The 22,049-nt window shown below is 63.9% G+C and carries 24 protein-coding genes and 1 other RNA gene; 9 read left to right on the top strand and 16 right to left on the bottom strand.

Going from position 1 to position 22,049, the window contains the following annotated elements:
• Window positions 1-64 precede the first annotated feature (64 nt).
• From purH to ABIC76_RS12075, 6 genes are all read left to right on the top strand, one after another.
• Entirely contained in the window at window positions 65-1,636 is a 1,572-nt protein-coding gene (gene purH, locus ABIC76_RS12100; protein ID WP_354534098.1) for a bifunctional phosphoribosylaminoimidazolecarboxamide formyltransferase/IMP cyclohydrolase, read from the top strand.
• An 83-nt stretch (window positions 1,637-1,719) separates the two neighbouring features.
• Window positions 1,720-2,265 (top strand): crossover junction endodeoxyribonuclease RuvC, encoded by a 546-nt coding sequence (gene ruvC / locus ABIC76_RS12095; protein WP_045785821.1) that lies wholly within the window; start codon window positions 1,720-1,722, stop codon window positions 2,263-2,265.
• A gap of 87 nt (window positions 2,266-2,352) precedes the next feature.
• On the top strand, window positions 2,353-3,495 hold the full coding sequence (locus ABIC76_RS12090) for a glycerophosphodiester phosphodiesterase (protein WP_354534097.1): 1,143 nt from the start codon (window positions 2,353-2,355) through the stop codon (window positions 3,493-3,495).
• Window positions 3,496-3,593: 98 nt separating this feature from the next.
• On the top strand, window positions 3,594-4,175 hold the full coding sequence (ruvA, locus tag ABIC76_RS12085) for a Holliday junction branch migration protein RuvA (RefSeq protein ID WP_012761185.1): 582 nt from the start codon (window positions 3,594-3,596) through the stop codon (window positions 4,173-4,175).
• A gap of 63 nt (window positions 4,176-4,238) precedes the next feature.
• Complete coding sequence (gene ruvB / locus ABIC76_RS12080) at window positions 4,239-5,315, top strand: Holliday junction branch migration DNA helicase RuvB (RefSeq protein ID WP_027678204.1); 1,077 nt, start codon at window positions 4,239-4,241, stop codon at window positions 5,313-5,315.
• A gap of 12 nt (window positions 5,316-5,327) precedes the next feature.
• Complete coding sequence (locus tag ABIC76_RS12075; RefSeq protein ID WP_102064517.1) at window positions 5,328-6,038, top strand: queuosine precursor transporter; 711 nt, start codon at window positions 5,328-5,330, stop codon at window positions 6,036-6,038.
• A 5-nt stretch (window positions 6,039-6,043) separates the two neighbouring features.
• Here the strand turns inward: ABIC76_RS12075 and ABIC76_RS12070 are convergent, their stop codons facing one another.
• The 3 genes from ABIC76_RS12070 to tyrS are packed head-to-tail and all read right to left on the bottom strand — an operon-like array spanning window position 6,044 to window position 8,518.
• Entirely contained in the window at window positions 6,044-6,724 is a 681-nt protein-coding gene (locus ABIC76_RS12070) for a histidine phosphatase family protein (protein ID WP_102064516.1), read from the bottom strand.
• A gap of 19 nt (window positions 6,725-6,743) precedes the next feature.
• Window positions 6,744-7,256, bottom strand: a complete 513-nt coding sequence (gene dtd / locus ABIC76_RS12065) for a D-aminoacyl-tRNA deacylase (protein ID WP_027678207.1) — start codon at window positions 7,254-7,256, stop codon at window positions 6,744-6,746.
• The gene (gene tyrS / locus ABIC76_RS12060) at window positions 7,253-8,518 is read right to left on the bottom strand and encodes a tyrosine--tRNA ligase (protein WP_354534096.1); all 1,266 of its coding nucleotides are present in this window, start codon (window positions 8,516-8,518) and stop codon (window positions 7,253-7,255) included. The genes dtd and tyrS overlap by 4 nt, the downstream gene beginning before the upstream one ends.
• Window positions 8,519-8,693: 175 nt before the next feature.
• On the opposite strand from tyrS, the gene ABIC76_RS12055 reads away from it, so the two are divergent.
• Window positions 8,694-9,848, top strand: a complete 1,155-nt coding sequence (locus ABIC76_RS12055; RefSeq protein ID WP_354534094.1) for an anhydro-N-acetylmuramic acid kinase — start codon at window positions 8,694-8,696, stop codon at window positions 9,846-9,848.
• A 69-nt stretch (window positions 9,849-9,917) separates the two neighbouring features.
• Here the strand turns inward: ABIC76_RS12055 and erpA are convergent, their stop codons facing one another.
• The 5 genes from erpA to rplM form a co-directional block, all read right to left on the bottom strand.
• The gene (gene erpA, locus ABIC76_RS12050; protein WP_004633183.1) at window positions 9,918-10,292 is read right to left on the bottom strand and encodes an iron-sulfur cluster insertion protein ErpA; all 375 of its coding nucleotides are present in this window, start codon (window positions 10,290-10,292) and stop codon (window positions 9,918-9,920) included.
• A 126-nt stretch (window positions 10,293-10,418) separates the two neighbouring features.
• Entirely contained in the window at window positions 10,419-10,823 is a 405-nt protein-coding gene (locus ABIC76_RS12045) for a bactofilin family protein (RefSeq protein WP_012761179.1), read from the bottom strand.
• A 43-nt stretch (window positions 10,824-10,866) separates the two neighbouring features.
• The gene (locus ABIC76_RS12040) at window positions 10,867-11,622 is read right to left on the bottom strand and encodes a DUF6776 family protein (RefSeq protein WP_354534092.1); all 756 of its coding nucleotides are present in this window, start codon (window positions 11,620-11,622) and stop codon (window positions 10,867-10,869) included.
• A 231-nt stretch (window positions 11,623-11,853) separates the two neighbouring features.
• Window positions 11,854-12,246, bottom strand: coding sequence for a 30S ribosomal protein S9 (rpsI, locus tag ABIC76_RS12035; protein ID WP_004633190.1), 393 nt, complete (start codon window positions 12,244-12,246; stop codon window positions 11,854-11,856).
• 12 nt (window positions 12,247-12,258) lie between these two features.
• The gene (rplM, locus tag ABIC76_RS12030) at window positions 12,259-12,687 is read right to left on the bottom strand and encodes a 50S ribosomal protein L13 (RefSeq protein WP_009239122.1); all 429 of its coding nucleotides are present in this window, start codon (window positions 12,685-12,687) and stop codon (window positions 12,259-12,261) included.
• A gap of 700 nt (window positions 12,688-13,387) precedes the next feature.
• Between rplM and ABIC76_RS12025 the strand changes: the two genes are divergently transcribed.
• Window positions 13,388-13,834 (top strand): OsmC family protein, encoded by a 447-nt coding sequence (locus ABIC76_RS12025; protein ID WP_027678211.1) that lies wholly within the window; start codon window positions 13,388-13,390, stop codon window positions 13,832-13,834.
• 1 nt (window position 13,835) lies between these two features.
• Here ABIC76_RS12025 and rnpB read toward each other — a convergent pair.
• The 4 genes from rnpB to ABIC76_RS12005 all read right to left on the bottom strand — a co-directional run bounded on the left by rnpB (window position 13,836) and on the right by ABIC76_RS12005 (window position 17,362).
• Window positions 13,836-14,177: RNase P RNA component class A (rnpB, locus tag ABIC76_RS12020), an RNA gene on the bottom strand.
• A gap of 13 nt (window positions 14,178-14,190) precedes the next feature.
• Window positions 14,191-14,991, bottom strand: coding sequence for a DUF3025 domain-containing protein (locus ABIC76_RS12015; protein ID WP_354534217.1), 801 nt, complete (start codon window positions 14,989-14,991; stop codon window positions 14,191-14,193).
• Between the two features lie 4 nt (window positions 14,992-14,995).
• Complete coding sequence (pyrC, locus tag ABIC76_RS12010) at window positions 14,996-16,030, bottom strand: dihydroorotase (RefSeq protein WP_354534091.1); 1,035 nt, start codon at window positions 16,028-16,030, stop codon at window positions 14,996-14,998.
• A 33-nt stretch (window positions 16,031-16,063) separates the two neighbouring features.
• Window positions 16,064-17,362: a glycerate kinase type-2 family protein gene (locus ABIC76_RS12005; protein ID WP_354534090.1), complete on the bottom strand. Its 1,299-nt coding sequence runs from the start codon at window positions 17,360-17,362 to the stop codon at window positions 16,064-16,066.
• 167 nt (window positions 17,363-17,529) lie between these two features.
• Between ABIC76_RS12005 and ABIC76_RS12000 the strand changes: the two genes are divergently transcribed.
• Window positions 17,530-18,360 (top strand): class II glutamine amidotransferase, encoded by an 831-nt coding sequence (locus tag ABIC76_RS12000; protein WP_024976643.1) that lies wholly within the window; start codon window positions 17,530-17,532, stop codon window positions 18,358-18,360.
• A 189-nt stretch (window positions 18,361-18,549) separates the two neighbouring features.
• Here ABIC76_RS12000 and ABIC76_RS11995 read toward each other — a convergent pair whose 3' ends face one another.
• The 4 genes from ABIC76_RS11995 to ABIC76_RS11980 all read right to left on the bottom strand — a co-directional run bounded on the left by ABIC76_RS11995 (window position 18,550) and on the right by ABIC76_RS11980 (window position 21,719).
• Window positions 18,550-19,284, bottom strand: a complete 735-nt coding sequence (locus ABIC76_RS11995; RefSeq protein ID WP_027678214.1) for an amino acid ABC transporter ATP-binding protein — start codon at window positions 19,282-19,284, stop codon at window positions 18,550-18,552.
• Window positions 19,281-19,964, bottom strand: coding sequence for a glutamate/aspartate ABC transporter permease GltK (gene gltK, locus ABIC76_RS11990; RefSeq protein WP_027678215.1), 684 nt, complete (start codon window positions 19,962-19,964; stop codon window positions 19,281-19,283). Before gltK ends, ABIC76_RS11995 begins: the two co-directional genes overlap by 4 nt.
• A gap of 18 nt (window positions 19,965-19,982) precedes the next feature.
• A complete protein-coding gene (locus tag ABIC76_RS11985; protein ID WP_027678216.1) occupies window positions 19,983-20,711 on the bottom strand; it encodes an amino acid ABC transporter permease in 729 nt (242 codons plus the stop codon).
• 99 nt (window positions 20,712-20,810) lie between these two features.
• A complete protein-coding gene (locus ABIC76_RS11980) occupies window positions 20,811-21,719 on the bottom strand; it encodes a glutamate/aspartate ABC transporter substrate-binding protein (protein ID WP_027678217.1) in 909 nt (302 codons plus the stop codon).
• Between the last annotated feature and the right edge of the window lie 330 nt (window positions 21,720-22,049).

Genomic DNA, 22,049 nt, shown 5'->3' with positions numbered 1-22,049 from the left:
TCTGACGGCGCCTCCTGCCAGTTCGGCAAACCCAGCGCCACACCCGCCCACCGGCGTTTCCACCATGATCCAGCAAGCCCTGCTTTCCGTTTCCGACAAGACCGGCATCGTCGACTTTGCCCGTGCCCTGCACGAGCGCGGCGTCAAGCTCCTCTCCACCGGCGGCACCGCCAAGCTGCTCGCCGAATCCGGCCTGCCCGTGACGGAAGTGGCGGACTACACCGGCTTTCCGGAAATGCTCGACGGCCGCGTGAAGACGCTGCACCCGAAGGTGCACGGCGGCATCCTGGCCCGCCGCGACCTGCCCGAGCACATGGCCGCGCTGTCCGAACACAGCATCCCGACCATCGACCTGCTGGTCGTGAACCTGTACCCGTTCCAGCAGACGGTCGCCAAGGACGAATGCACGCTGGCCGACGCGATCGAGAACATCGACATCGGCGGCCCGACCATGCTGCGCTCGGCGGCCAAGAACCATCGCGACGTGACGGTCATCGTCGACCCGGCCGACTACGCCACCGTGCTGGCCGAAATGCAGGCCAACAACACGGTCGGCTACGAAACCAACTTCATGCTGGCGAAGAAGGTGTTCGCGCACACCGCGCAGTACGATGGCGCCATCACGAATTACCTGACGAGCCTCGGCGCCGACAAGTCCCACAGCACGCGCAGCGCCTATCCGCAGACGCTGAACCTGGCCTTCGACAAGGTGCAGGAAATGCGTTACGGCGAGAACCCGCACCAGTCCGCCGCGTTCTACCGCGACCTGAAAGCCGTCGACGGCGCGCTTGCCAACTACACGCAACTGCAGGGCAAGGAGCTGTCGTACAACAACATCGCCGACGCCGATGCCGCGTGGGAATGCGTGAAGTCGTTCGACCCGGCCAAGGGCGCCGCGTGCGTCATCATCAAGCACGCCAACCCGTGCGGCGTGGCCATTGGCGGCACCGCGCAGGAAGCGTATGAGAAGGCCTTCAAGACCGATTCGACCTCGGCCTTCGGCGGCATCATCGCCTTCAACGTGCCGCTGGATGAAGCGGCCGCACAGGTGGTGGCCAAGCAGTTCGTGGAAGTGCTGATCGCCCCGGGCTTCTCGGAAGGCGCGCGTGCGGTGTTCGCAGGCAAGCAGAACGTGCGTGTGCTGGAAATTCCGCTGGGCAAGGGCGTGAACGCGTATGACTTCAAGCGCGTGGGCGGCGGCCTGCTGGTGCAGAGCCCGGACGCCAAGAACGTGCAGCCGAGCGAGCTGCGCGTGGTCACCAAGCGCCACCCGACGCCGAAGGAAATGGACGACCTGATGTTCGCCTGGCGCGTCGCCAAGTTCGTCAAGTCGAACGCCATCGTGTTCTGCGGCGGCGGCATGACGCTGGGCGTGGGCGCCGGCCAGATGAGCCGCGTGGATTCGGCGCGCATCGCGAGCATCAAGGCGCAGAACGCCGGCCTGACGCTGGCAGGTTCGGCCGTGGCATCGGATGCGTTCTTCCCGTTCCGCGATGGCCTGGACGTGGTGGTCGACGCTGGTGCCTCGTGCGTGATCCAGCCGGGCGGCTCGGTGCGCGACGATGAAGTCATCGCCGCCGCCGACGAGCGCAACGTGGCGATGATCTTCACGGGCACCCGCCACTTCCGCCACTAAACGGCGCGGTCGTTCGACCGATCAGCGGGGCAAGGCGTAGACTGGCGCCTGCCCCGTTTTTCTTTTCTGCTCCGCTCCATTTCATGCGCATCCTCGGCATCGATCCCGGCCTTCGCACCACGGGTTTCGGCGTGCTCGAACGGCACGGCCACAAGCTCGTCTACGTGGCCTCGGGCACGATCAAGAGCAACGGCAATGCCGACCTGCCCAGCCGTCTGAAGACGCTATATGACGGCGTCTCCGAACTGGTGAGCACCTACCGGCCGGACTGCGCTTCCATCGAAAAGGTGTTCGTCAACGTCAACCCGCAGTCGACGCTGCTGCTCGGCCAGGCCCGCGGCGCGGTGATCTGCGGCCTGATGAGCGGCAACCTGCCCGTGTTCGAATACACCGCGCTGCAACTGAAGCAGGCCGTGGTCGGCTACGGCCGCGCCAACAAGGATCAGGTGCAGGAAATGGTCGTGCGCCTGCTCAACCTCGAAGGCAGGCCGGGCGCCGATGCGTCCGATGCGCTGGGTGTGGCGATCTGCCATGCGCACGGCGGCGAAACGCTGGCCGCCATGGCCGGGCTGGCGCCGCAGCTTGCGCAAAAGGGGCTGCGCGTGCGGCGCGGGCGCCTCGTCGGCTGACAGCATTCTTAAAGCCGGCAGGTAGCTGCACCCACACACGGCGACTACCATGCGGGGTACCCGTCTTCAGGATTCAGGAGCCCCCCGATGCTGCGCCGTCTCATCCTGCTGAGCCCGTTCGTCTTGAGTGCCTCGCTGGTGTTGTCCGCCTGCCGGCTGGAATACCACCACGGTGGCGGCAACGGCGGTGGCAACACCGCGCCCATCGCGACCGTGCAGGTGATCGGCCATCGCGGTGCCTCCGCATTGCGGCCAGAGCACACGCTCGCCTCCTACCAGAAAGCCATCGACGACGGCGCCGACATCATCGAGCCGGATCTGGTCTCTACCAAAGACGGCGTGCTCGTTGCGCGCCACGAGAACGAAATCTCCGGCACGACGAACGTGGCCGACGTGGCAGCGTTTGCCGGCCGCAAGACCACCAAGACGATCGATGGCCAGAGCGTCACCGGCTGGTTCACCGAGGACTTCACGCTCGGTGAATTGAAAACGCTGCGCGCACGCGAACGCATCCCCAGCATCCGCCCCGACAACGTCGCCTACAACGACCAGTTCGACATCCCCACGCTCGACGAGATCATCGCGCTGGCCCGGGACCAATCCGCCAGGCTTGGCCGCAACATCGGCATCTATCCCGAGACGAAACATCCGACGTACTTCCAGTCGATCGGTCTGCCGCTCGAAGACAGGCTGATCGACGGCCTGCGCCGCGACGCCTTCACGGCCAGCCGCACGGCGGTCTACATCCAGTCGTTCGAGGTGGCCAATCTCAAGGCCATCCGCAACAAGATCGGCAACAGCCAGCCGAACTGGAAGCTCGTGCAGCTGATGGGCACATCCGGACGACAGCCCTACGATTTTGTTGTCGCCAAAGACCGCCGCACCTTCGGCGACATGATGACGAGCCAGGGCATGCGCGACATCGCCGCGTACGCCAACGGCGTCGGCCCGGACAAGAGCAGCATCATGGGCTTCGACGCGAACGGCAAGCTGACCGATCCGACCGACTTGATCCGCAACGCGCACAACGCTGGGCTGGTCGTTCATCCGTACACCTTCCGCCCGGAGAACACCTTCCTCCCGCCGTCGCTGCGCAGCGGTGCCGATAACACGCGCAACGTCAACGGCTCGATTGCCGAGATCCAGACATTCCTGCGCGCGGGCGTCGATGGCTTCTTTACCGATGATCCGGCGGTGGGACGGCAAGCCGTGTCGACCTTCAAGCGCTAGTTGTTGCGCATCGGAACCGTAGCGCGCGGCTGACCCTGGATCGGCCGCGCGGTAGGTTTCGGCTACACTGCGTCCCGTTTGGAGGAGGAACCCCACCCATGATCGGACGCATCGCCGGGACGCTGATCGAAAAGAACCCGCCGCACCTGCTGGTCGATTGCCACGGCGTCGGCTACGAGATCGACGTGCCGATGAGCACGTTCTACAACCTGCCCGCCACCGGCGAAAAGGTCGTGCTGCTGACGCAGCAGATCGTGCGTGAGGACGCCCATCTGCTCTACGGTTTCGGCACCGCCGCCGAACGTGAAACCTTCCGCCAGCTCATCAAGATTTCCGGCATCGGCGCGCGCATTGCGCTGGCGGTGCTATCGGGTATGTCGGTGGCCGAACTCGCGCAGGCCGTCACGCTGCAGGAAGCCGGGCGGCTGACGCGCATCCCGGGGATCGGCAAGAAGACGGCCGAGCGCCTGCTGCTCGAACTCAAGGGCAAGCTGGGCGCCGACCTCGGTGCGGTGCCCGGCGGCCCGGCCGTCTCGGACGACGCGGTCGACGTGCTGAACGCCTTGCTGGCGCTGGGGTACTCCGACAAGGAAGCGGCGCTCGCCATCAAGCAGGTGCCGGCCGGCACGGGCGTCTCCGAGGGGATCAAGCTGGCGCTCAAGGCGCTGTCCAAGGGCTGACGCCCCGGCGCGGCAAGACGGTAGAATGGCCTGCTCGCGCCTTCCCGGCGCCGTCTGCCCGTCATGATCGAAACCGACAAGCTCGCCGCCAAGGCTGTCTCTGCTGAGCGCATCATCTCAGCCTCCCCCGCCTCCCCCAACGAGGAGGCGTTCGAGCGCGCGCTGCGCCCCAAGCTGCTCGACGAATATGTCGGCCAGGAAAAGGTGCGCGGCCAGCTCGACATCTTCATGACCGCGGCCAAGAACCGCAGCGAAGCGCTGGACCATGTGCTGCTGTTCGGCCCCCCAGGCCTCGGCAAGACGACGCTGGCGCACATCATCGCGCGCGAAATGGGCGTCAACCTGCGCCAGACTTCCGGCCCCGTGCTGGAACGCCCCGGCGATCTGGCGGCGCTGCTCACGAACCTCGAAGCCAACGACGTCCTCTTCATCGACGAGATTCATCGGCTCTCGCCCGTGGTGGAGGAAATCCTGTACCCGGCGCTGGAGGACTACCAGATCGACATCATGATCGGCGAGGGCCCGGCGGCGCGCTCGGTCAAGCTCGATCTGCAGCCGTTCACGCTGGTGGGGGCCACCACGCGGGCCGGCATGCTGACCAACCCGTTGCGCGACCGCTTCGGGATCGTCGCGCGGCTGGAGTTCTATACGCCGGCCGAACTGGCGAAGATCGTCACGCGCTCGTCGGGCCTGCTGAACGCCCATATCGTCGACGAAGGCGCGCTGGAGATTGCCAAGCGCTCGCGCGGTACGCCGCGTATCGCCAACCGCCTGCTGCGCCGCGTGCGCGACTACGCCGAGGTCAAGGCCGACGGCGTCATCACGCGCGAAGTCGCCGATGCCGCGCTGGCGATGCTCGATGTGGATGCCGTCGGCTTCGACCTGATGGATCGCAAGCTGCTCGAAGCGATCCTGCACAAGTTCAACGGCGGGCCGGTCGGCATCGACAACCTGGCGGCAGCCATCGGCGAAGAGCGCGACACGATTGAAGACGTGCTTGAGCCCTACCTGATCCAGCAGGGCTACCTGCAGCGCACGCCGCGCGGGCGGGTGGCTACGGCGTCGGCGTACCAGCACTTCGGGCTGGGCGCACCCAAGAGCGGCCCGGTCCCAGACCTCTGGGACGACAACAACAACTGACGAGCCGCCGCCATGACCGTCCAAAGTCCGCCGCGCAACTTCCGCTACTACGACTTCGTCATGGCCGCCTTCGTCACGGTGCTGCTGTGCTCGAACCTGATCGGTGCGGCCAAGGCGGCGCAGGTCACGCTGCCGATCCTCGGGCCGGTCACATTTGGCGCTGGCGTGCTGTTCTTCCCGATCTCGTACATCTTTGGCGACATCCTCACCGAGGTGTACGGCTACGGACGCGACCGGCGCGTGGTGTGGGCGGGCTTCGCTGCGCTGATCTTCGCGTCCTTTATGTCGCTGGTGGTGTTGGCGCTGCCGGTGGCGCCGTTCATGGCCGGCTATCAGAAGAGCCTGAACGACGTGTTCGGCAACACGCCGCGCATCGTGGCGGGGTCGCTCATCGCATTCTGGTGCGGCAGCTTTGCCAACAGCTACACGCTGGCGAAGATGAAGATCGCGACGGAAGGGAAATGGCTGTGGACGCGCATCGTCGGGTCCACGGTGGTGGGCGAGGCAGTCGATTCGTCGCTGTTCTACGTGATCGCCTTCTACGGCATCTGGCCGCACGAACAGGTGCTGCGCGTGGCCATCGCGCAATACATCCTCAAGACCGGCTGGGAAATCGTCGCAACGCCGCTCACCTACCGCGTCGTCGCCTTCCTCAAGCGCGCCGAGAACGAGGATTACTACGACCGCGATACCAATTTCACGCCGTTCCGGCTGAAGGTGTAGCGCGTTCAGGGAACGCGGCGGTCCACCTCGTCAAGCACCAGCAAATCCAGGTGCGCGACATCGCCCCACTGCAGCACGGTCAACTGATGACCGTCGGATGAAAGCCGGTTGATGCTCGCGTTGCGTAGCTCATGCCGGCGTGGCTCCGTGAGCGTCATGGCGTTGGCGTGGCGATACAGGCAATCCAGCACGCCGCCGTGGCTGACCAGCGCGATGCGCTCACCGGGGTGACGGCGAATCAGGCGCAACGCAGTCTCGACAGCGCGTTCATGGAATGCAGTGAGTGTCTCGCCGCCGGGCGGCGCAAATTCCGGCACGCGGTTTTGCCAGGCATCAAACTCCGCCGGATGCTGGGCGGCAACTTCAGCGTACGTCAGGCCTTCGAATTCGCCGTAGCAGCGCTCGCGCAAGCCCGCGTCATCACGCACCGTCGCCCCCACTTCATCTGCCAGCGCCTGCGCCGTCTGCCGTGCGCGCGACAGATCGCTCGCATAGACCGCATCGAACCGCTCGCGCGCGAGTGCCTTGCCCAACTGCGCAGCCTGCTCCAGCCCCTGTGTGTTCAGCGGCACGTCGAGCTGGCCTTGCAGGCGGCGCTCACGGTTCCAGTCGGTCTCGCCGTGGCGGATGAGCACGATGTGCGTGATCTGCGGCATCGGCAGGGGGATGGCGGCGGCGCGTGGCATCTCAGGGTTCCTGGACGGATCAGACGGATTTGGCCGCTTCCGGCGTGGCAGTCTTGGCAACAGCTGCAGCGGCTTGCGGCGCAATCTGCAGCCAGAACGTGACCGGACCATCGTTGACGAGCGACACCTTCATGTCGGCGCCAAACTCGCCCGTCGCCACGATGGGATGCTGGGCACGCGCGCGCGCCACGAAGTGCTCGTACAGGCGGCGGCCATCTTCCGGCGCGGCGGCAGGCGTAAAACTCGGCCGCGTGCCGGACTTGGTATCGGCCGCCAGCGTGAACTGCGATACGACCAGCAAGCCGCCCGCCTGGCCGTTGCCGTCGATGTTGCGCACGGGCAGGTTCATCTTGCCCTGCGCGTCGGAGAACACGCGATAGTTCAGCAGCTTCTCGAGCAGACGATCGGCCTCGGCGGCGGTGTCCCCACGTTCGGCACAAACCAGTGCAAGCAAACCCGGGCCGATCTCGCCGACGACGCGGCCGTCCACACGGACCGCCGCCTCGGACACCCGCTGGATCAGTCCGATCACTTCAGCACCACACGCGCAAAGCGACGCTTGCCGACCTGCATCACGAACGTGCCGGCGTCGATCTTCAGGGCCTTGTCGCTGATGACAGTGCCGTCGATCTTCACGCCGCCTTGCTCGATGTTGCGGTTGGCGTCCGACGTGGACGGGCAGAGCCCAGCCTGCTTCAGCAGTTGTGCAATGCCCAGCGGCGCGCCCGACAGCTCGATCTGCGGAATGTCGTCCGGCACACCGCCGCGTGCTCGGTGGTTGAAATCTTCCAGCGCGCGCTCGGCATCGGCCTGGCTGTGGAAGCGGGCAACGATCTCCTGCGCCAGCATCACCTTGCAATCGCGCGGGTTGCGGCCCAGCGCGATCTCTTGCTTCATCAAGTCGATCTCGGCCAGCGGGCGGAACGACAGCAGCGTGTAGTACGTCCACATCAGGTCGTCGGAGATGCTCATCAGCTTGCCGAACATCTCGTTCGGTGCCTCGCTGATGCCGACGTAGTTGCCCTTGGACTTGGACATCTTCTCGACGCCGTCCAGGCCCACCAGCAGCGGCATCGTCAAGATGCACTGCGGCTCCTGACCGTATTCCTTCTGCAGCTCGCGGCCGACCAGCAAGTTGAACTTCTGGTCGGTGCCGCCCAACTCCAGATCCGATTTGAGCGCGACCGAGTCGTAGCCCTGCATCAGCGGGTAGAGGAATTCGTGCACCGAGATCGGCACGCCGGCCTTGTAGCGCTTGGTGAAGTCGTCGCGCTCCATCATGCGGGCGACGGTGTACTTGGCGGCGAGCTGGATGATGCCGCGCGCGCCCAGCGGGTCGCACCATTCGCTGTTGTAGCGGATTTCGGTCTTGCTCGGGTCCAGCACCATGCTGGCCTGACGGTAGTACGTCTGCGCGTTGGCCTCGATCTGCTCGCGCGTCAGCGGCGGGCGCGTGGCGTTGCGGCCGGACGGGTCGCCAATCGTCGAGGTGAAATCGCCGATCAAGAAAATCACCTGATGCCCCAGATCCTGCAGCTGGCGCATCTTGTTGAGCACCACGGTGTGGCCGATGTGGATATCGGGCGCCGTCGGGTCCAGGCCCAGCTTGATCCGCAGCGGTACGCCAGTGGCTGCGCTCTTGGCGAGCTTCTGCTCCCACTCGGCGGCGATCAGCAGTTCGTCGCAGCCGCGCAGCGACACTTCCATCGCGTGCGCCACCTCCGGGGTGACCGGATACTTGGGTTTGCCCGGCGTGGCGTTATCGGAAGCGGCGGAAGTGGCAGATGCAGTCATGGCAAAAGGAAAGGTCACCGCGCCGCACATGGAAAACGGCGCCAACGGATCAACAATCGGGGAAACGGTGCGTGCGCGATGACCGACATCGATTCAGGCGTGCCGGCCGCGCAATCCCGCGATTTTACCGTGATGTGTCCAGTTGGCCCGGCATTGCGCTGGTAAGCTGTCGCGCATGAGCCATCCCAACCACACCGCACGCGCCGCCGATCGCTACATCGGCCTGATGTCGGGCACCAGCCTGGACGGCGTCGACGGCGTGCTGGCGGACTTTTCCGGCGAACAACCGGCCGTCCTCGCCGACGCCTACGTGCCTTTCTCGCCCGAACTGCGCCAGCGCTTTCTGGACCTTCAACACGCCGGCCACGACGAAATCCATCGCGAAGCGCTGGCCGCCAACGCGCTGGCCGCGGTCTATGCCGAATGCGTTGCCAAGCTGCTTGCCGCCGTCGGCCTGGTCGCGCGCGACGTGCAGGCCATCGGCGCGCATGGACAGACGATCCGTCATCAGCCCGGCGCGCATGACGGCATCGGCTACACCCGCCAGAGCCAGCACCCTGCGGTGTTGGCCGAACGCACCGGCATCGATGTCGTCGCCGATTTCCGCAGCCGCGACATCGCCGCCGGGGGCCAAGGGGCGCCGCTCGTACCGGCGGTGCATCGCGCGCTGTTCGGTCTGCCGGATGCATGGCGCGTGGTGTGCAACATTGGCGGCATCGCCAATCTGACGGTCTTGCCGCCGCAGGCTTCGGACGCGCGCGACGCCGTGCTCGGCTTCGATTGCGGCCCGGGCAACGCGCTGATGGACTATTGGGTCCATACGCACCGCGACACCCGCTACGACGCCGACGGCGCCTGGGCCCGCACCGGGCGCATCGACGAAACCCTGCTCGCGGGCCTGAAGGCCGAGCCGTTCTTTGCGGCGCCGCCGCCCAAAAGCACCGGCCGCGACCTGTTCAACCCGGCGTGGCTGCAACAAACCCTCGGCGATGCGTTGAACGCCGCCCGCCCGGAAGATGTTCAAGCCACGCTGCTCGCACTCACCGCTGACACCATCACCGATGCGGTACGTGCCCATGCGCCACAGGCGGAATCGCTGTTGATCTGCGGCGGCGGTGCGCGCAATGGCGCGCTGATGGCACGTATCGCGCAGCAATTGCCGGGCGTGCGGGTCGCGCCGACCGATGACTTCGGCGTGCCCGCGCATCAGGTCGAGGCATTGGCCTTCGCATGGCTCGCGCGACAGTGCGTGCTGCGCGCCCACGGCAACCTGCACACCGCGACCGGCGCATCGGGTGGCCGCATCCTGGGCGCAATCTACGCGGCCTGAGCGCCCATCCATCTCCAGGCAACAAAAAAGCGCACCGAAGTGCGCTTTTTCTTTTACAGCGATGCGGCGTCAGACCGAGAACGACGAGCCGCAACCACACGTGGTCGAAGCATTCGGGTTCTTGATGACGAACTGTGCGCCGTTGATGTCTTCCTTGTAGTCGATCTCGGCGCCCACCAGGTACTGGTAGCTCATCGAGTCGATCAAGAGCGACACGCCATTCTTGGTCATGGTCGTATCGTCTTCGTTGGTCTCTTCGTCAAAGGTGAAGCCGTACTGGAAGCCCGAGCACCCGCCGCCTTGCACGAACACGCGCAGCTTCAACTCCGGGTTGCCTTCTTCTTCAATCAGTTGCTTGACCTTGTCCGCAGCGCTGTCGGTAAAGACCAGCGGAGCCGGAACCTCGTTCACATCGGGCGTGGCTGCCTGCGCGACTGCGTTCATGAAAATCTCCTGTGGGAACGTCTGAAACTTGCCTGTATTTTAAGCGCAAGCTGCAAATCGTGCCGAAGCCCCGCGTTTCAAGTGGGCATTGTGCGGTGCGCCAGCAACGGCCGGCGCGGGATGTGATCAATCCTGATTGGATGCCAGCTTCAGGTTGGGCAGCAACTTCACATCGCCAGGCGCCGCGTGCGTCAGCGTGCCCATGACGACGGCACCCTGGTGCATTTCCAGCGCCGCATATTGGACGTTGCCCTCGATGCGTGCCTTCGGCTGGAGCTCCAGCAACTCCGCAACATGCACGGGGCCGACCACCGTGCCGTTCAGGATCAGGTGCCCGACGTGCACTTCGCCTTCCACGCGGGCGCTGTCGGTAATCACCAACATGCTGGGCTTGTCCGGATCGCCGTAGATGTTGCCTTTGATCTCGCCGTCGATCCGCAGACCGCCCGAGAAGCGCAAATCCCCCTCCAGCTTGGTGCGGGCGCCAAGTAGCGTTTCGATCGCCAGCCCTTTCTTTTTGCCAAACAGCATCGTCGACTCCTCTGTGTACGGATCCTCGACAGGACAGCGCCCGTCAGATGGAAAAACTCTGGCTCGCTTTGATCTTGCCGTTCTGCAGCACTTTCACCATCACCGATTGCACCGTGGTACCGGGAGGCACGTCCACCCAGCCCTCGAGGCGCTGGTAGTGCGTGAGTTTGACGCGGGCGCTGGCGGCGGGCGATCCGCTGGCCGCTGAACCCGGGAAATCGATCGTAGCAGGTTTGCCACCCTGCACCACGTTCAGCGTGAGCGCCAATTGCCCCTCGAATTCTGAAACCGGTGCGAAGGCCTTGCCGCCGCCTTGCATCAGCAGAACCCGGAAGCGCATGCGCGTCGGTTGCGCCTCGTCCGGTGCGATGCGGAAGCTGCGCACGTAAATCCCGGCGGAATTGGTGGGCGCAGGCAAGAGGCTGTCAAAGAAGGCCAGATCCTCCTTCAACTGTGCGTTTTCAGTCTCCAGCGCCTTGAGTTGCTCGGCCATCTGCGCCTGGGCGCCTTCGGCGATACCCAGACGGGCATCGACCGTGCCGGCGGACGCAGCCAGCTTGTCCCGCTCGGCCTGCACGGCGGCCAACTTGGTGGTCAGCTCGCGGTTCATGGCGCGCAAATCGGCATCGTGCGGACCAGTCAGGCGGCGCCCTTCTTCAAAGGCCCACAGCGCTGCAGCCGCCGCGAGCCCAAATACCACCGCAATCAACAACACCGTGACGGGCCAAGGCAGGCGCGAACGTACGGTAACGTTCGGGGCAAGCACGGAAGCGCGACGCAACAAGCGACGCGCCTTCATGCGCCCGCCTCCTGACTCGCGTTGCGAATCAGAATCGGATTAGGAGAAACAGCGGATTGCATCATACGGGCCGAACGCTAACGAAATGTGAATTGTAGTCCCGCCGACATGTCGGAGCTGTTGCAAAGGGTAAGCAAGGCGCTGAAAACATCACACCGTTTGGTTCGAACGCTCCAAAACAAAAAACCACACCCGAGGGTGTGGTTCTTTGCTGAAGCAGCAGGAAGCAGATTAACGCTTCGAGAACTGCTTGGCGCGGCGGGCCTTGCGCAGACCAACCTTCTTACGCTCGACTTCACGTGCATCGCGCGTCACCAGACCGGCCTTCGACAGGGCGGGCTTGAGCGTTGCATCGTAGTCGATCAGGGCGCGGGTGATACCGTGACGCACGGCACCGGCTTGGCCGGTTTCACCGCCGCCAACCACGTTCACCTTGATGTCGAACGTAGCTGCGTGGTTGGTCAGTTCCAGCGGCTGACGCACGATCATCAGCGAGGTTTCACGAGCAAAGTACTCGTTGATGGCCTTGCCGTTGACGATGATGTCGCCCTTGCCGGACTTGATGAAGACACGTGCCACAGCGCTCTTGCGGCGGCCGGTGCCATAGTTCCAGTTTCCGATCATGGATTAGGCCCCTTAGATTTCCAGCGCTTTCGGCTGCTGAGCTTCGTGCGGATGCGAGCCTTCGGCGTAAACCTTCAGCTTCTTGATCATCGCGTAGCCCAGCGGACCCTTCGGCAGCATGCCCTTCACAGCCTTCTCCAGGGCGCGGCCCGGGAAACGCTGCTGCATCTTGCCAAACGTCGTTTCGTAGATACCGCCCGGGTAACCCGAGTGGCGATAGTACTTCTTGTCGGTCGTCTTGGCGCCCGTCACACGCAGCTTGGCTGCGTTGATAACGATGATGAAATCGCCGGTATCGACGTGCGGAGTGAATTCGGGCTTGTGCTTGCCGCGCAGTCGGTGTGCCACTTCGCTGGCGACACGCCCGAGGACCTTGTCCGTCGCGTCAATCACGTACCAATCGCGCTTCACCTCATGGGGCTTTGCGGAAAAGGTCTTCATGATTTTTCCAAATATTGAGTCAGTGCCCGAGTGGACCCGTATCGCGCTGAGAACTTGCGTTCAGACTGCTCACGAACGGATCGTCTTGCGGACGCCTGCGCAACCTCATGCGAGATCATCGCCGGCCCGCCTTCCCGCTTGTTGGTGCGGGCTCTCTGGATTTCTTTTCCGCGGGCAATCCGGAAAAGATTTCGATTGTACCCCGCAGAGACCCCTTGACACAAGAAAAATGGCGCACCGGAGGCCACGGGGCGAAAAAAAACCCAAGCCATGAAGCTTGGGTTTGAATCCACCAAAGGAGGAGGGTGGAGGAGACACCTGCTGATCGTTGACTTGGTGGGTTGCACCGCATCAGCCGATCCAATGGTGCAAATTATACCCAGTTCTGGGGCACGCGCAAGGAAATTTGCACTACGAAATCGCATTTCGTAATGCGGAATATGAATCGCATGATCCATAGTTCAACATTTCCGTTTTAAATCAACAGGTTACGAAAAATACGGATCCGCCGATCTGGTGCGCACTAGAGATATCCTTCGAATTCTGGCGCGATTTGGGTGCAGAAGAGGCGGGTTGCACCTTTTCACGCGGGTATCACTGTCAAGCCGCGTTCACCCTAGGCTGGCAACGCGGGCGCGGGCCGGTGGCTACAATGTGGCTTTTCGTCGGCGCTGGCCGACCCTCTGCACAAGGATTGGACATGGACTGCACAGTGAGCTGGACCGGCCCGGACGGCATGGCGTTTTTGGCGGAAACCGGCAGCGGCCATCTCGTCACGATGGATGGCGCGCCGGACGGCGGTGGCCGCAATCTGGCGCCGCGCCCGATGGAAATGGTTTTGCTGGGCACCGGCGGCTGCACCGCTTACGACGTGGTGCTGATCCTCAAACGCGGTCGCCAGGACGTGCAGGGCTGCAGCGTCAAGCTGCACGCCGACCGCGCCGACACCGACCCGAAGGTCTTCACGCGCATCCACTTCACCTTCACGGTGACGGGACGCAACCTGAAGCGGGAAACGGTGGAGCGTGCCGTGCAGCTGTCGCACGAGAAGTATTGCTCGGCGTCGATCATGCTGGCCAAGACGGCCGAGATCACACACTCATTGGAGCTGGTGGACCTGGCCAACCAGCCGACGGCATCGGAATAAGAAGCGAAGCGGACCGATAAGCCGGATTCTGTGCGCCGCGTGGCCGAAACCAGCGGCGTGACAACCATTCCTCTAGACCGGCTGTTGCCAGCCGGCTCAAGCTCCCTACCCGCAGACTCAGCGAGCCGCTTCATCGCCTGCTTACTTGGGATTGCTCCGGGTGGAGGTTACCGCGTTTCACCCTTCGCCCTGGCCGAAGCCTGGGCGAAGACTCGTCTCTGTGGCCCTATTCCGCACGTCACCGTGGATGGTCGTTAGCCATCACCCTGCTCTATGGAGTCCGGACTTTCCTCCCCTTCCGCTCGCACGAGGCGGCGGAAGCAGCGGTTGTCTGGTCCGCTTCGCGAGGCGCGAGTCTAGCACTGTTCAGGTAAGAATCGCCGTCGGCCCGGGCGAAAGACTGTCGTGTCCAGATAGAAGCCGGCGTCTTCGTTGGCATCGCACCACCCGGGGATCCCCATGACGGGCAACGGGCGGAAATGGCGGGGTGCGAGATCAGCGTGCAGCAGCGTCTCGGCCAGTGCAGCGTCGAGCGACGGGCGGTCCGCCGGCAACGCCGCCACGTGTACCGGCCACGCATGCGCAGTGATCGACTTGTAAGGCGCGACCAGCTTCTCCAAGACTGCATGGCCGAACGGCAGAACCGCGCACGTGGCGCCCCACGCAGCCCTGCCCTCGACGAACAAGCCGCGCCAGTCGAACGCGGTTAGAGACTGCTCGGGCGCATCTTCGGTGTGCAGGAAGATCAGGGCGTTTTCGTCGAACAGTGTGGCGGCATCGCGAACGGTGCCGCGCGCCGCGCCAATCCCATCCTGCGTAATCGCCCGCGCCTGACGCGCGTTGAGCGCTGCCTTCGCACGCGGCCAATGCAGCCAGATCAGGGCGTTGAAAAAGTCGTGGAGATTGTCCCGCGTCGGCACTTCGCCGGCGGCGGCGATGTGTGCTTCGTAAGCGGTGCCGGCCGGCAGCGCATCTTGCGGGACAAAACGCACGGCATGGCCGCCGCACGTGCGGATCGCTTGCGCGACCGGATGCGCATTCAGTGCGTCTCGAAGATCGGCGCCGCGCGCGATTGCCTCTGCAAGCGGCGCGCCGACTGCAGCGAGCGGTGCGAACGCCGGATGGCCCCAGTCGATCGCACCGAGATCAGCGGCCAGCAACTCAGACAGACTTCCAGCGCAGCATCTCGCCGCCGCGCAACGGCACCAGCGTCTGCTCGCCAAACGGGACTTCGGCGGGAAGCTGCCATTGCGACCGGGTGAGCGTCAGCGTGCCGGCGTTGCGCGGCAGGCCGTAGAAATCCGGCCCGTGCAGGCTCGCAAAACCTTCGAGCTTGTCGAGTGCGTTGGCGTCTTCAAAGGCCTCGGCGTACAGCTCCATGGCGTGCAGCGCGGTGTAGCACCCGGCGCAACCGCAGGCGTGTTCCTTGACGCCCTTGGCGTGCGGCGCGCTGTCGGTACCGAGGAAGAAGCGCGGGTGGCCCGAGGTGGCCGCGGCCACCAGCGCCAGGCGGTGTGTTTCGCGCTTGAGCACCGGCAGGCAGTAGTAATGCGGGCGGATGCCGCCGACAAACAGGGCGTTGCGGTTGTACAGCAGATGATGCGCGGTGATGGTCGCGCCGACGGGACCTTCCGCATCCCGCACGTATTCGGCGGCGTGCTTGGTGGTGATGTGCTCGAACACGACCTTCAACCCGGGGAAGTCGCGGCGCAGCGGCAGCATCACGGTGTCGATGAAGACGGCCTCGCGATCGAAGATGTCGACGGTCGGATCGGTCACCTCGCCGTGCACGAGCAGCGGCATGCCGACTTCCTGCATGGCTTCGAGCGTCTTGGCGCAGCGGCGCAGGTCCGTCACGCCGGCATCGCTGTTGGTGGTGGCGCCGGCCGGATACAGCTTCACGCCATGAATGAAACCGCTGGCGCGGGCCTCGCGGATGACTTCCGGCGACGTGTTGTCGGTCAGGTACAGCGTCATCAGCGGCTCAAACTGCGTGCCGGCCGGCAGCGCGGCGAGAATGCGCTCGCGGTAGGCGCGTGCCTGGGCGGTGGTGGCCACCGGCGGCTTGAGGTTGGGCATGATGATCGCCCGGCCGAACTGGCGCGCGGTGTCGCCCACCACATCGGCGAGCGCATCGCCATCGCGCAGGTGCAGGTGCCAGTCATCGGGGCGGACGATCGTAAGAGTGTCGGTCATGGTGCGTGCGGAAGCGGTCAGCAAAAACGTGAATCAGAGAATGAGGATGACGCGGTAGTCGTTGACGTTGGTGCGCGTCGGGCCGGTGACGATCAGGTCATCGGCGGCGGCAAAGAAACCGTAGGCGTCGTGTGCGTCGAGCGCGGCGCGGGCGCCGACACCGTTGGCGGCAGCGCGGGCGATGGATTCGGGGTCGAGCAGCGCACCCGCATTGTCCTCCGATCCGTCGATGCCGTCTGTATCGGCGGCGAGCGCATAGACGTTGTCCATGTCTTCGAGCGTGACGCCGAGCGAGAGCAGGAACTCCGCGCAGCGCCCGCCACGGCCGCCGGTCAGGCCTGGCGGAATCGTCACCGTGCATTCGCCGCCGGAGATGAGCGCCACCGGCGCCACAAACGGCGTGCCGTGCTGGCGCACCTGCCGCGCCAGCGCGCCGTAGACCTGGGCGACCTCGCGCGCCTCGCCGGTCACCGTGTCGCCGAGGATGGCCGTGTGGATGCCGCGCGTGGCAAATACCTGCGCGCCAGCCTGGAGGCTTTGTTGCGCAGTCGCAATGACGTGATTAGCCACACGCGCAAAACAGGCGTCGCCAGGTTTGGGCGTTTCGGCCATCTCGCCGCGTGCGCCGCGTTCCAGATGCGCGCGCACGGTATCGGGTATCTGGGCGCCCCAGCGCTTGAGGATGGCCAGCGCGTCGGCGTAGGTGCTCACATCCGGTACGGTCGGGCCGCTGGCAATAGCGCTTGGGTCGTCGCCCGCCACGTCCGAGACGATCAGCGTCGTGACCGGCGCGCGCGATGCGGCGGCAAGCCGCCCGCCCTGAATGCGCGACAGATGCTTACGCACGATGTTCATGTCGGTGATCGGCGCGCCGCAGCGCAGCAACTCGCGTGTCACGGCTTTCAGATCGGCCATCGGGATGCCCTCGGCGGGCAGGGACAGCAGGCTGGAGCCGCCGCCTGAAACGAGCACGATCAGGCGGTCGCTCTCGGTCAGCGCACAGACGCGATCCAGGATTTCCTGCGCGGCCTGCTCGCCCGCCTCGTCCGGCACCGGATGCCCGGCTTCGATAACGCGGATGTGCTCGGTCGGCAGGCCATGCGCATAGCGCGTAACGACCAAGCCTTCGATCTGTGCGCGGCCGGCATAGGCCTGTTCGACCGCCAGCGCCATCGACGCAGCCGCCTTGCCGGCACCGACCACGAGCGTCTTGCCCCCGGCATGCGGCGGGGGGAGGAAGTCAGCGACGATCTTCAGCGGGTCGGCCGCGCCCACGGCGGCGGCGTAGCTCTCCAGCAGGAGGGCACGGGCGGCGGTGCGATCAAGCTTCATGGGAAGGGCTTCCGGTTAAGGCAGTTGGGACGCGCCGCGACGGGCGGCGTGCAGCGTGTGCGCAACGGCTTGCAGGCGAGTGCGGCGCCGTGAAGACGAAGGCGCTTGGCACCCCCGGCGGCCGGCTGGATAATGTCTATTTTATTGCATCCGACTTTTCCCCCACCATGTGCCAGCTGCTGGGCATGAACTGCGCCGAACCGACCGATGTGACGTTCTCGTTCACCGGGTTCGCCGCGCGCGGTGGCGTAACCGACCACCATGCCGACGGCTTCGGCGTCGCCTTCTTCGAAGACAAGGCGTGCCGCCTGTTCATCGACAATCAGTCGGCCGGCACCTCGCCGGTGGCGGAGCTGGTCAAGCGCTACCCGATCAAGTCCAAGAACGTCATCTCGCACATCCGCAAGGCGACGCAAGGCACGGTGCGACTGGAAAACTGTCACCCCTTCATGCGGGAGCTGTGGGGCCGGCACTGGATCTTTGCCCACAACGGCGATTTGAAGAACTTCTCGCCGTTCCTTTCGGGCGTCTACCAGCCCGTGGGCGATACCGACAGCGAACTCGCCTTCTGCTTCATCATGCAGGCGCTGCGCAAGCGCTTTCCGGGTTCGCAGCCGCCGCTCAATGAGCTGTTCTACGCACTGTCCGATATCACGAAGGAAATCACCCGCTACGGCGTGTTCAATTTCCTGCTGTGCAACGGGCAGGCGCAGTTCGCGCATTGCTCCACGCGGCTGTATTACATCGTGCGGCAATGGCCGTTCTCGACGGCGCATTTGATCGACGCCGACATGACGATCGACTTCGCGAAATACACCACGCCCGCCGATCGCGTAGCCGTCATCGCCACCGCGCCGCTCACCGACAACGAAGTCTGGACGCAATTCGTGCCGGGCGAACTGCTGATGTTCGAATCGGGCCAGGCGACGATGGCGACCAAGGTGCCGATTCCGGAAGCCGTGCAGATCGCCAACGCAGCGAACACCGCCTGCACCTGAGGCCGCATCGCCCATAAAAAAAGCCGCTCCTGAGAGAGCGGCTTTTTGTTGCCTCCAACCCGGCGCTTAAATCGGTTCACGATCCGTAGCGAGCGGCCCGAGGTTGGTCCGAGAAGCGCAGCCGTACATGGGTACGGCGAGCATCGCAGGGGCAAGATCGGGTCGCGCAGTAGGATCGTGAAGCGATTTTCAGTGCGACAGTATCTTCGACAGAAACTGCTTGGCGCGATCGGAACGAGCGTCGATGTTGCCGAAGAACTCTTCCTTCTCGCAGTCTTCAACGATGCGACCTTGGTCCATGAAGATCACGCGGTTTGCGACCTTCCGAGCGAAGCCCATTTCGTGGGTCACGCACATCATGGTCATGCCTTCCTTGGCCAGTTCCACCATCACGTCGAGCACTTCGTTGACCATTTCCGGATCCAGCGCGGAGGTCGGCTCGTCGAACAGCATGCAGATCGGGTCCATCGACAGCGCGCGGGCAATCGCCACACGCTGCTGCTGACCACCCGACAGCTGACCCGGGTATTTGGCGGCGTGCGCCTTCAGGCCCACACGCTCCAGGTACTTCAAGCCCTTGGCGGTTGCCTCTTCCTTGGAGCGGCCCAGCACCTTTTGCTGTGCGATCGTCAGGTTCTCGGTGATCGACAGGTGCGGGAACAGCTCGAAGTTCTGGAACACCATGCCCACGCGCGAACGCAGCTTCGGCAGGTTAGTGCCCTTGCCGCCCACCGAGGTGCCGTCGACGAGGATCTCGCCCTTCTGGAACGGCTCGAGCGCGTTCACGGTCTTGATGAGCGTGGATTTGCCCGAACCCGACGGGCCGCACACCACGACCACCTCGCTCTTCTTCACGCTGGTGGTGCAGTCGGTCAGCACCTGGAAGCTGCCGTACCACTTGGAAACGTTCTTGATCTCGATCATTGGGTCACCTTCTTCTGAAGTCGCTTCACCAGCACGGAGGCGCCGAAGCAGATCACGAAATAGCACAGGCCGGCAAACAGCAGCAGCTCGACGATACGGCCGTCGCGCTCGCCAATGTTGTATGCCTGCGTAAAGAAGTCCGACAGCGCGCTCACATACACCAGCGACGTATCCTGGAACAGGACGATGGCCTGCGTGAGCAGCAGCGGAATCATGTTGCGGAATGCCTGCGGCAGGATCACCAGGCGCATGGCCTGGCCGTACGTCATCCCCATCGCGTAGGCCGCGAACATCTGCCCGCGCGACACGCTCTGGATACCGGCGCGGATGATCTCGGAGTAATACGCCGCTTCAAACAGCGCAAAGGCGACAAGCGCGGACGTCATGCGCATGTCGGTGGCCGGCGACAGGTTGAAGATTCTCTGCAGCACCTGCGGCACGATCAGGAAGAACCACAACAGCACCATCACCAGCGGGATGGAACGGAAGAGGTTCACGTACCCCTGCCCAAACCACTGCAGCGGTTTGATGCCCGACAGGCGCATCATCGCCAGCAGGGTGCCCCAGACGATGCCGACCAGAATGGCCGTGCCGGTGATCTCGAGCGAAAGGAGCATGCCCTCGCCGAGCACGCGCATGTTGTCGGCGTTGATGGACGAGAAATCGAAGTGATAAGCCATGAAGAGTCCTCGCCTCGATTACTTGCCACCGATGAAGCCAGGCAGCCGGGAACGTGCTTCCACCCAGCGCATCAGGCCCATCACAGTCAGGTTGATCAGCATGTACATCAGCGTCACGGCGATGAACGATTCGTACGGCTGGGCGGTGTAGTCCACCAGTTGGCGGCCTTGTGCGGCCAGCTCCAGCAAACCGATCGTCGACGCCACGGCCGAGTTCTTGAAGATGTTCAGAAACTCCGACGTGAGCGGCGGCACGATGATGCGGAACGACATCGGCAGCATCACATAGCGATACGTCTGCGCCAGCGTGAAGCCCATCGCCAGCCCGGCGTTGCGTTGACCGCGCGGCAGCGAGTTGATACCCGAACGCACCTGTTCGCACACACGCGCCGCGGTAAAGGTACCGAGACACAGCATGGCGCACAGGAACATCGACGTATTGGGGTTCATCTGCTTGATGTAGTCGCCGCCCGGCACGAGTTCAGGCACGACGAAATACCAGATGAACAGCTGCACGATCAGCGGAATGTTGCGGAACAGTTCCACATACGCTGCGGCAAGGCCCGACAGCCACTTGTTCGGCACCGTTCGCAGCACGCCGAGCACGGAGCCGATGACGAGCGCGATGATCCAGGACGAGAGGCCGAGCACGACCGTGGTCTTCAACCCCGCGAGCAGCCAGTCCAGGTAGGTCTGATTCTGGGCGGCTTCCGTAAAGAAGACGCCCCAGTTCCAGTGGTAATTCATGATGGTTCCCTCAAAAAGAAACGGAAGGGAGAAGACCTGTTAACCGGCCTTTGCCTTCCGTTTCGGTGACGCTTGTATCAGGCCCGTTGAGGGAGCCGATCAGTCAAGAGCCTTGTCGTTCGGGTTCTTGATCAGCGCCTTCATGTCGTCCGACAGCGGGAACTCCATGTTCACGCCCTTGGGCGGAACCGGCTGCTCGAACCACTTCTTGTATTCGGCGTTGATCGTGCCGTCCTTCATCATGCCGGCAATGGTCTTGTCAGCCAGTGCCTTGAACGGTGCATCATCCTTGCGGACCATGCAGCCGTAGGATTCACGCGATTGCGGCTTGGCAACGACCACCCAGTCGGCCGGGTTCTTGGCCTTGGCGCGCTCGCCGTACAGCAGGGCGTCGTCCATCATGAACGCGACAGCGCGGCCCGATTCCAGCGTCAGGAACGACTGGCCGTGGTCTTTCGTGCTGATGATGTTCATGCCGAGCTGCTTCTCGTCGTTCATCTTGCGCAGCAGGCGTTCCGACGTCGTACCGGCGGTGGTCACGACGTTCTTGCCCTTCAGGTCAGCCCAGTCCTTGATGCCCGAATCCTTCTTCACCATGATGCGGGTGCCGATGATGAAGATGGTGTTCGTGAACGATGCCTGCTTCTGGCGTTCCAGGTTGTTCGTGGTCGAGCCGCACTCCAGATCGATGGTGCCGTTCTGCAGCAGCGTGATGCGGTTCTGCGACGTGACCGGAATCTCGTTGATCTTCAGATCCTTCAGGCCGAGTTGCTTCTTCACGTCCTCGGCAATCTTGGTGGCGACGTCGTACGAATAGCCGATCGTGCGGACACCGCCGACGTTGTAGCTGAACGGAATCGACGAATCGCGCACGCCCAGCGTGATGGTGCCGGTGTCTTTGATCTTCTTGAGCGTACCAGTCAGCTCTTCTGCGTGGGCAGCGCTGCCGAACGTACCAACGGCGACACCAACGGCTGCAACCACGGTTGCCAGCTTGGCGAGGTTCATGAAAGTCTCCTTTTGACCATGAAAGAGAAAGACGGGACTGTACCAAAAAACGTTTGGCGACAGTATTGGTGTTGCCACTAAATCGTTGAATCCAACGGAGTTTTTCCTCTGGCGCGGACCCTGCCGCAATCGCATTTTCCGAGCAACCGGATACCTTACGTTGTGCTTTTCCGGAAAACCGGAAAAGACGCGCAGGACCAGACATGGCAACGCTCTGCAACATCGGTACGCAGGCGCGGTTGCTTGAGCGGGACGACCGCCAATTGCTAAGGAAAAACCAGGGGAAATAAAGCCCGCCCGATGTGCGCTCTCTGTCGCTTAACGAACCCG

The organism is Ralstonia sp. 1138 (genome assembly GCF_040544795.1).
Lineage (GTDB): Bacteria > Pseudomonadota > Gammaproteobacteria > Burkholderiales > Burkholderiaceae > Ralstonia > Ralstonia flatus.
Note: the sequence above shows the minus strand (reverse complement) of the source record. Positions and strands in the feature narration are given on the sequence as shown.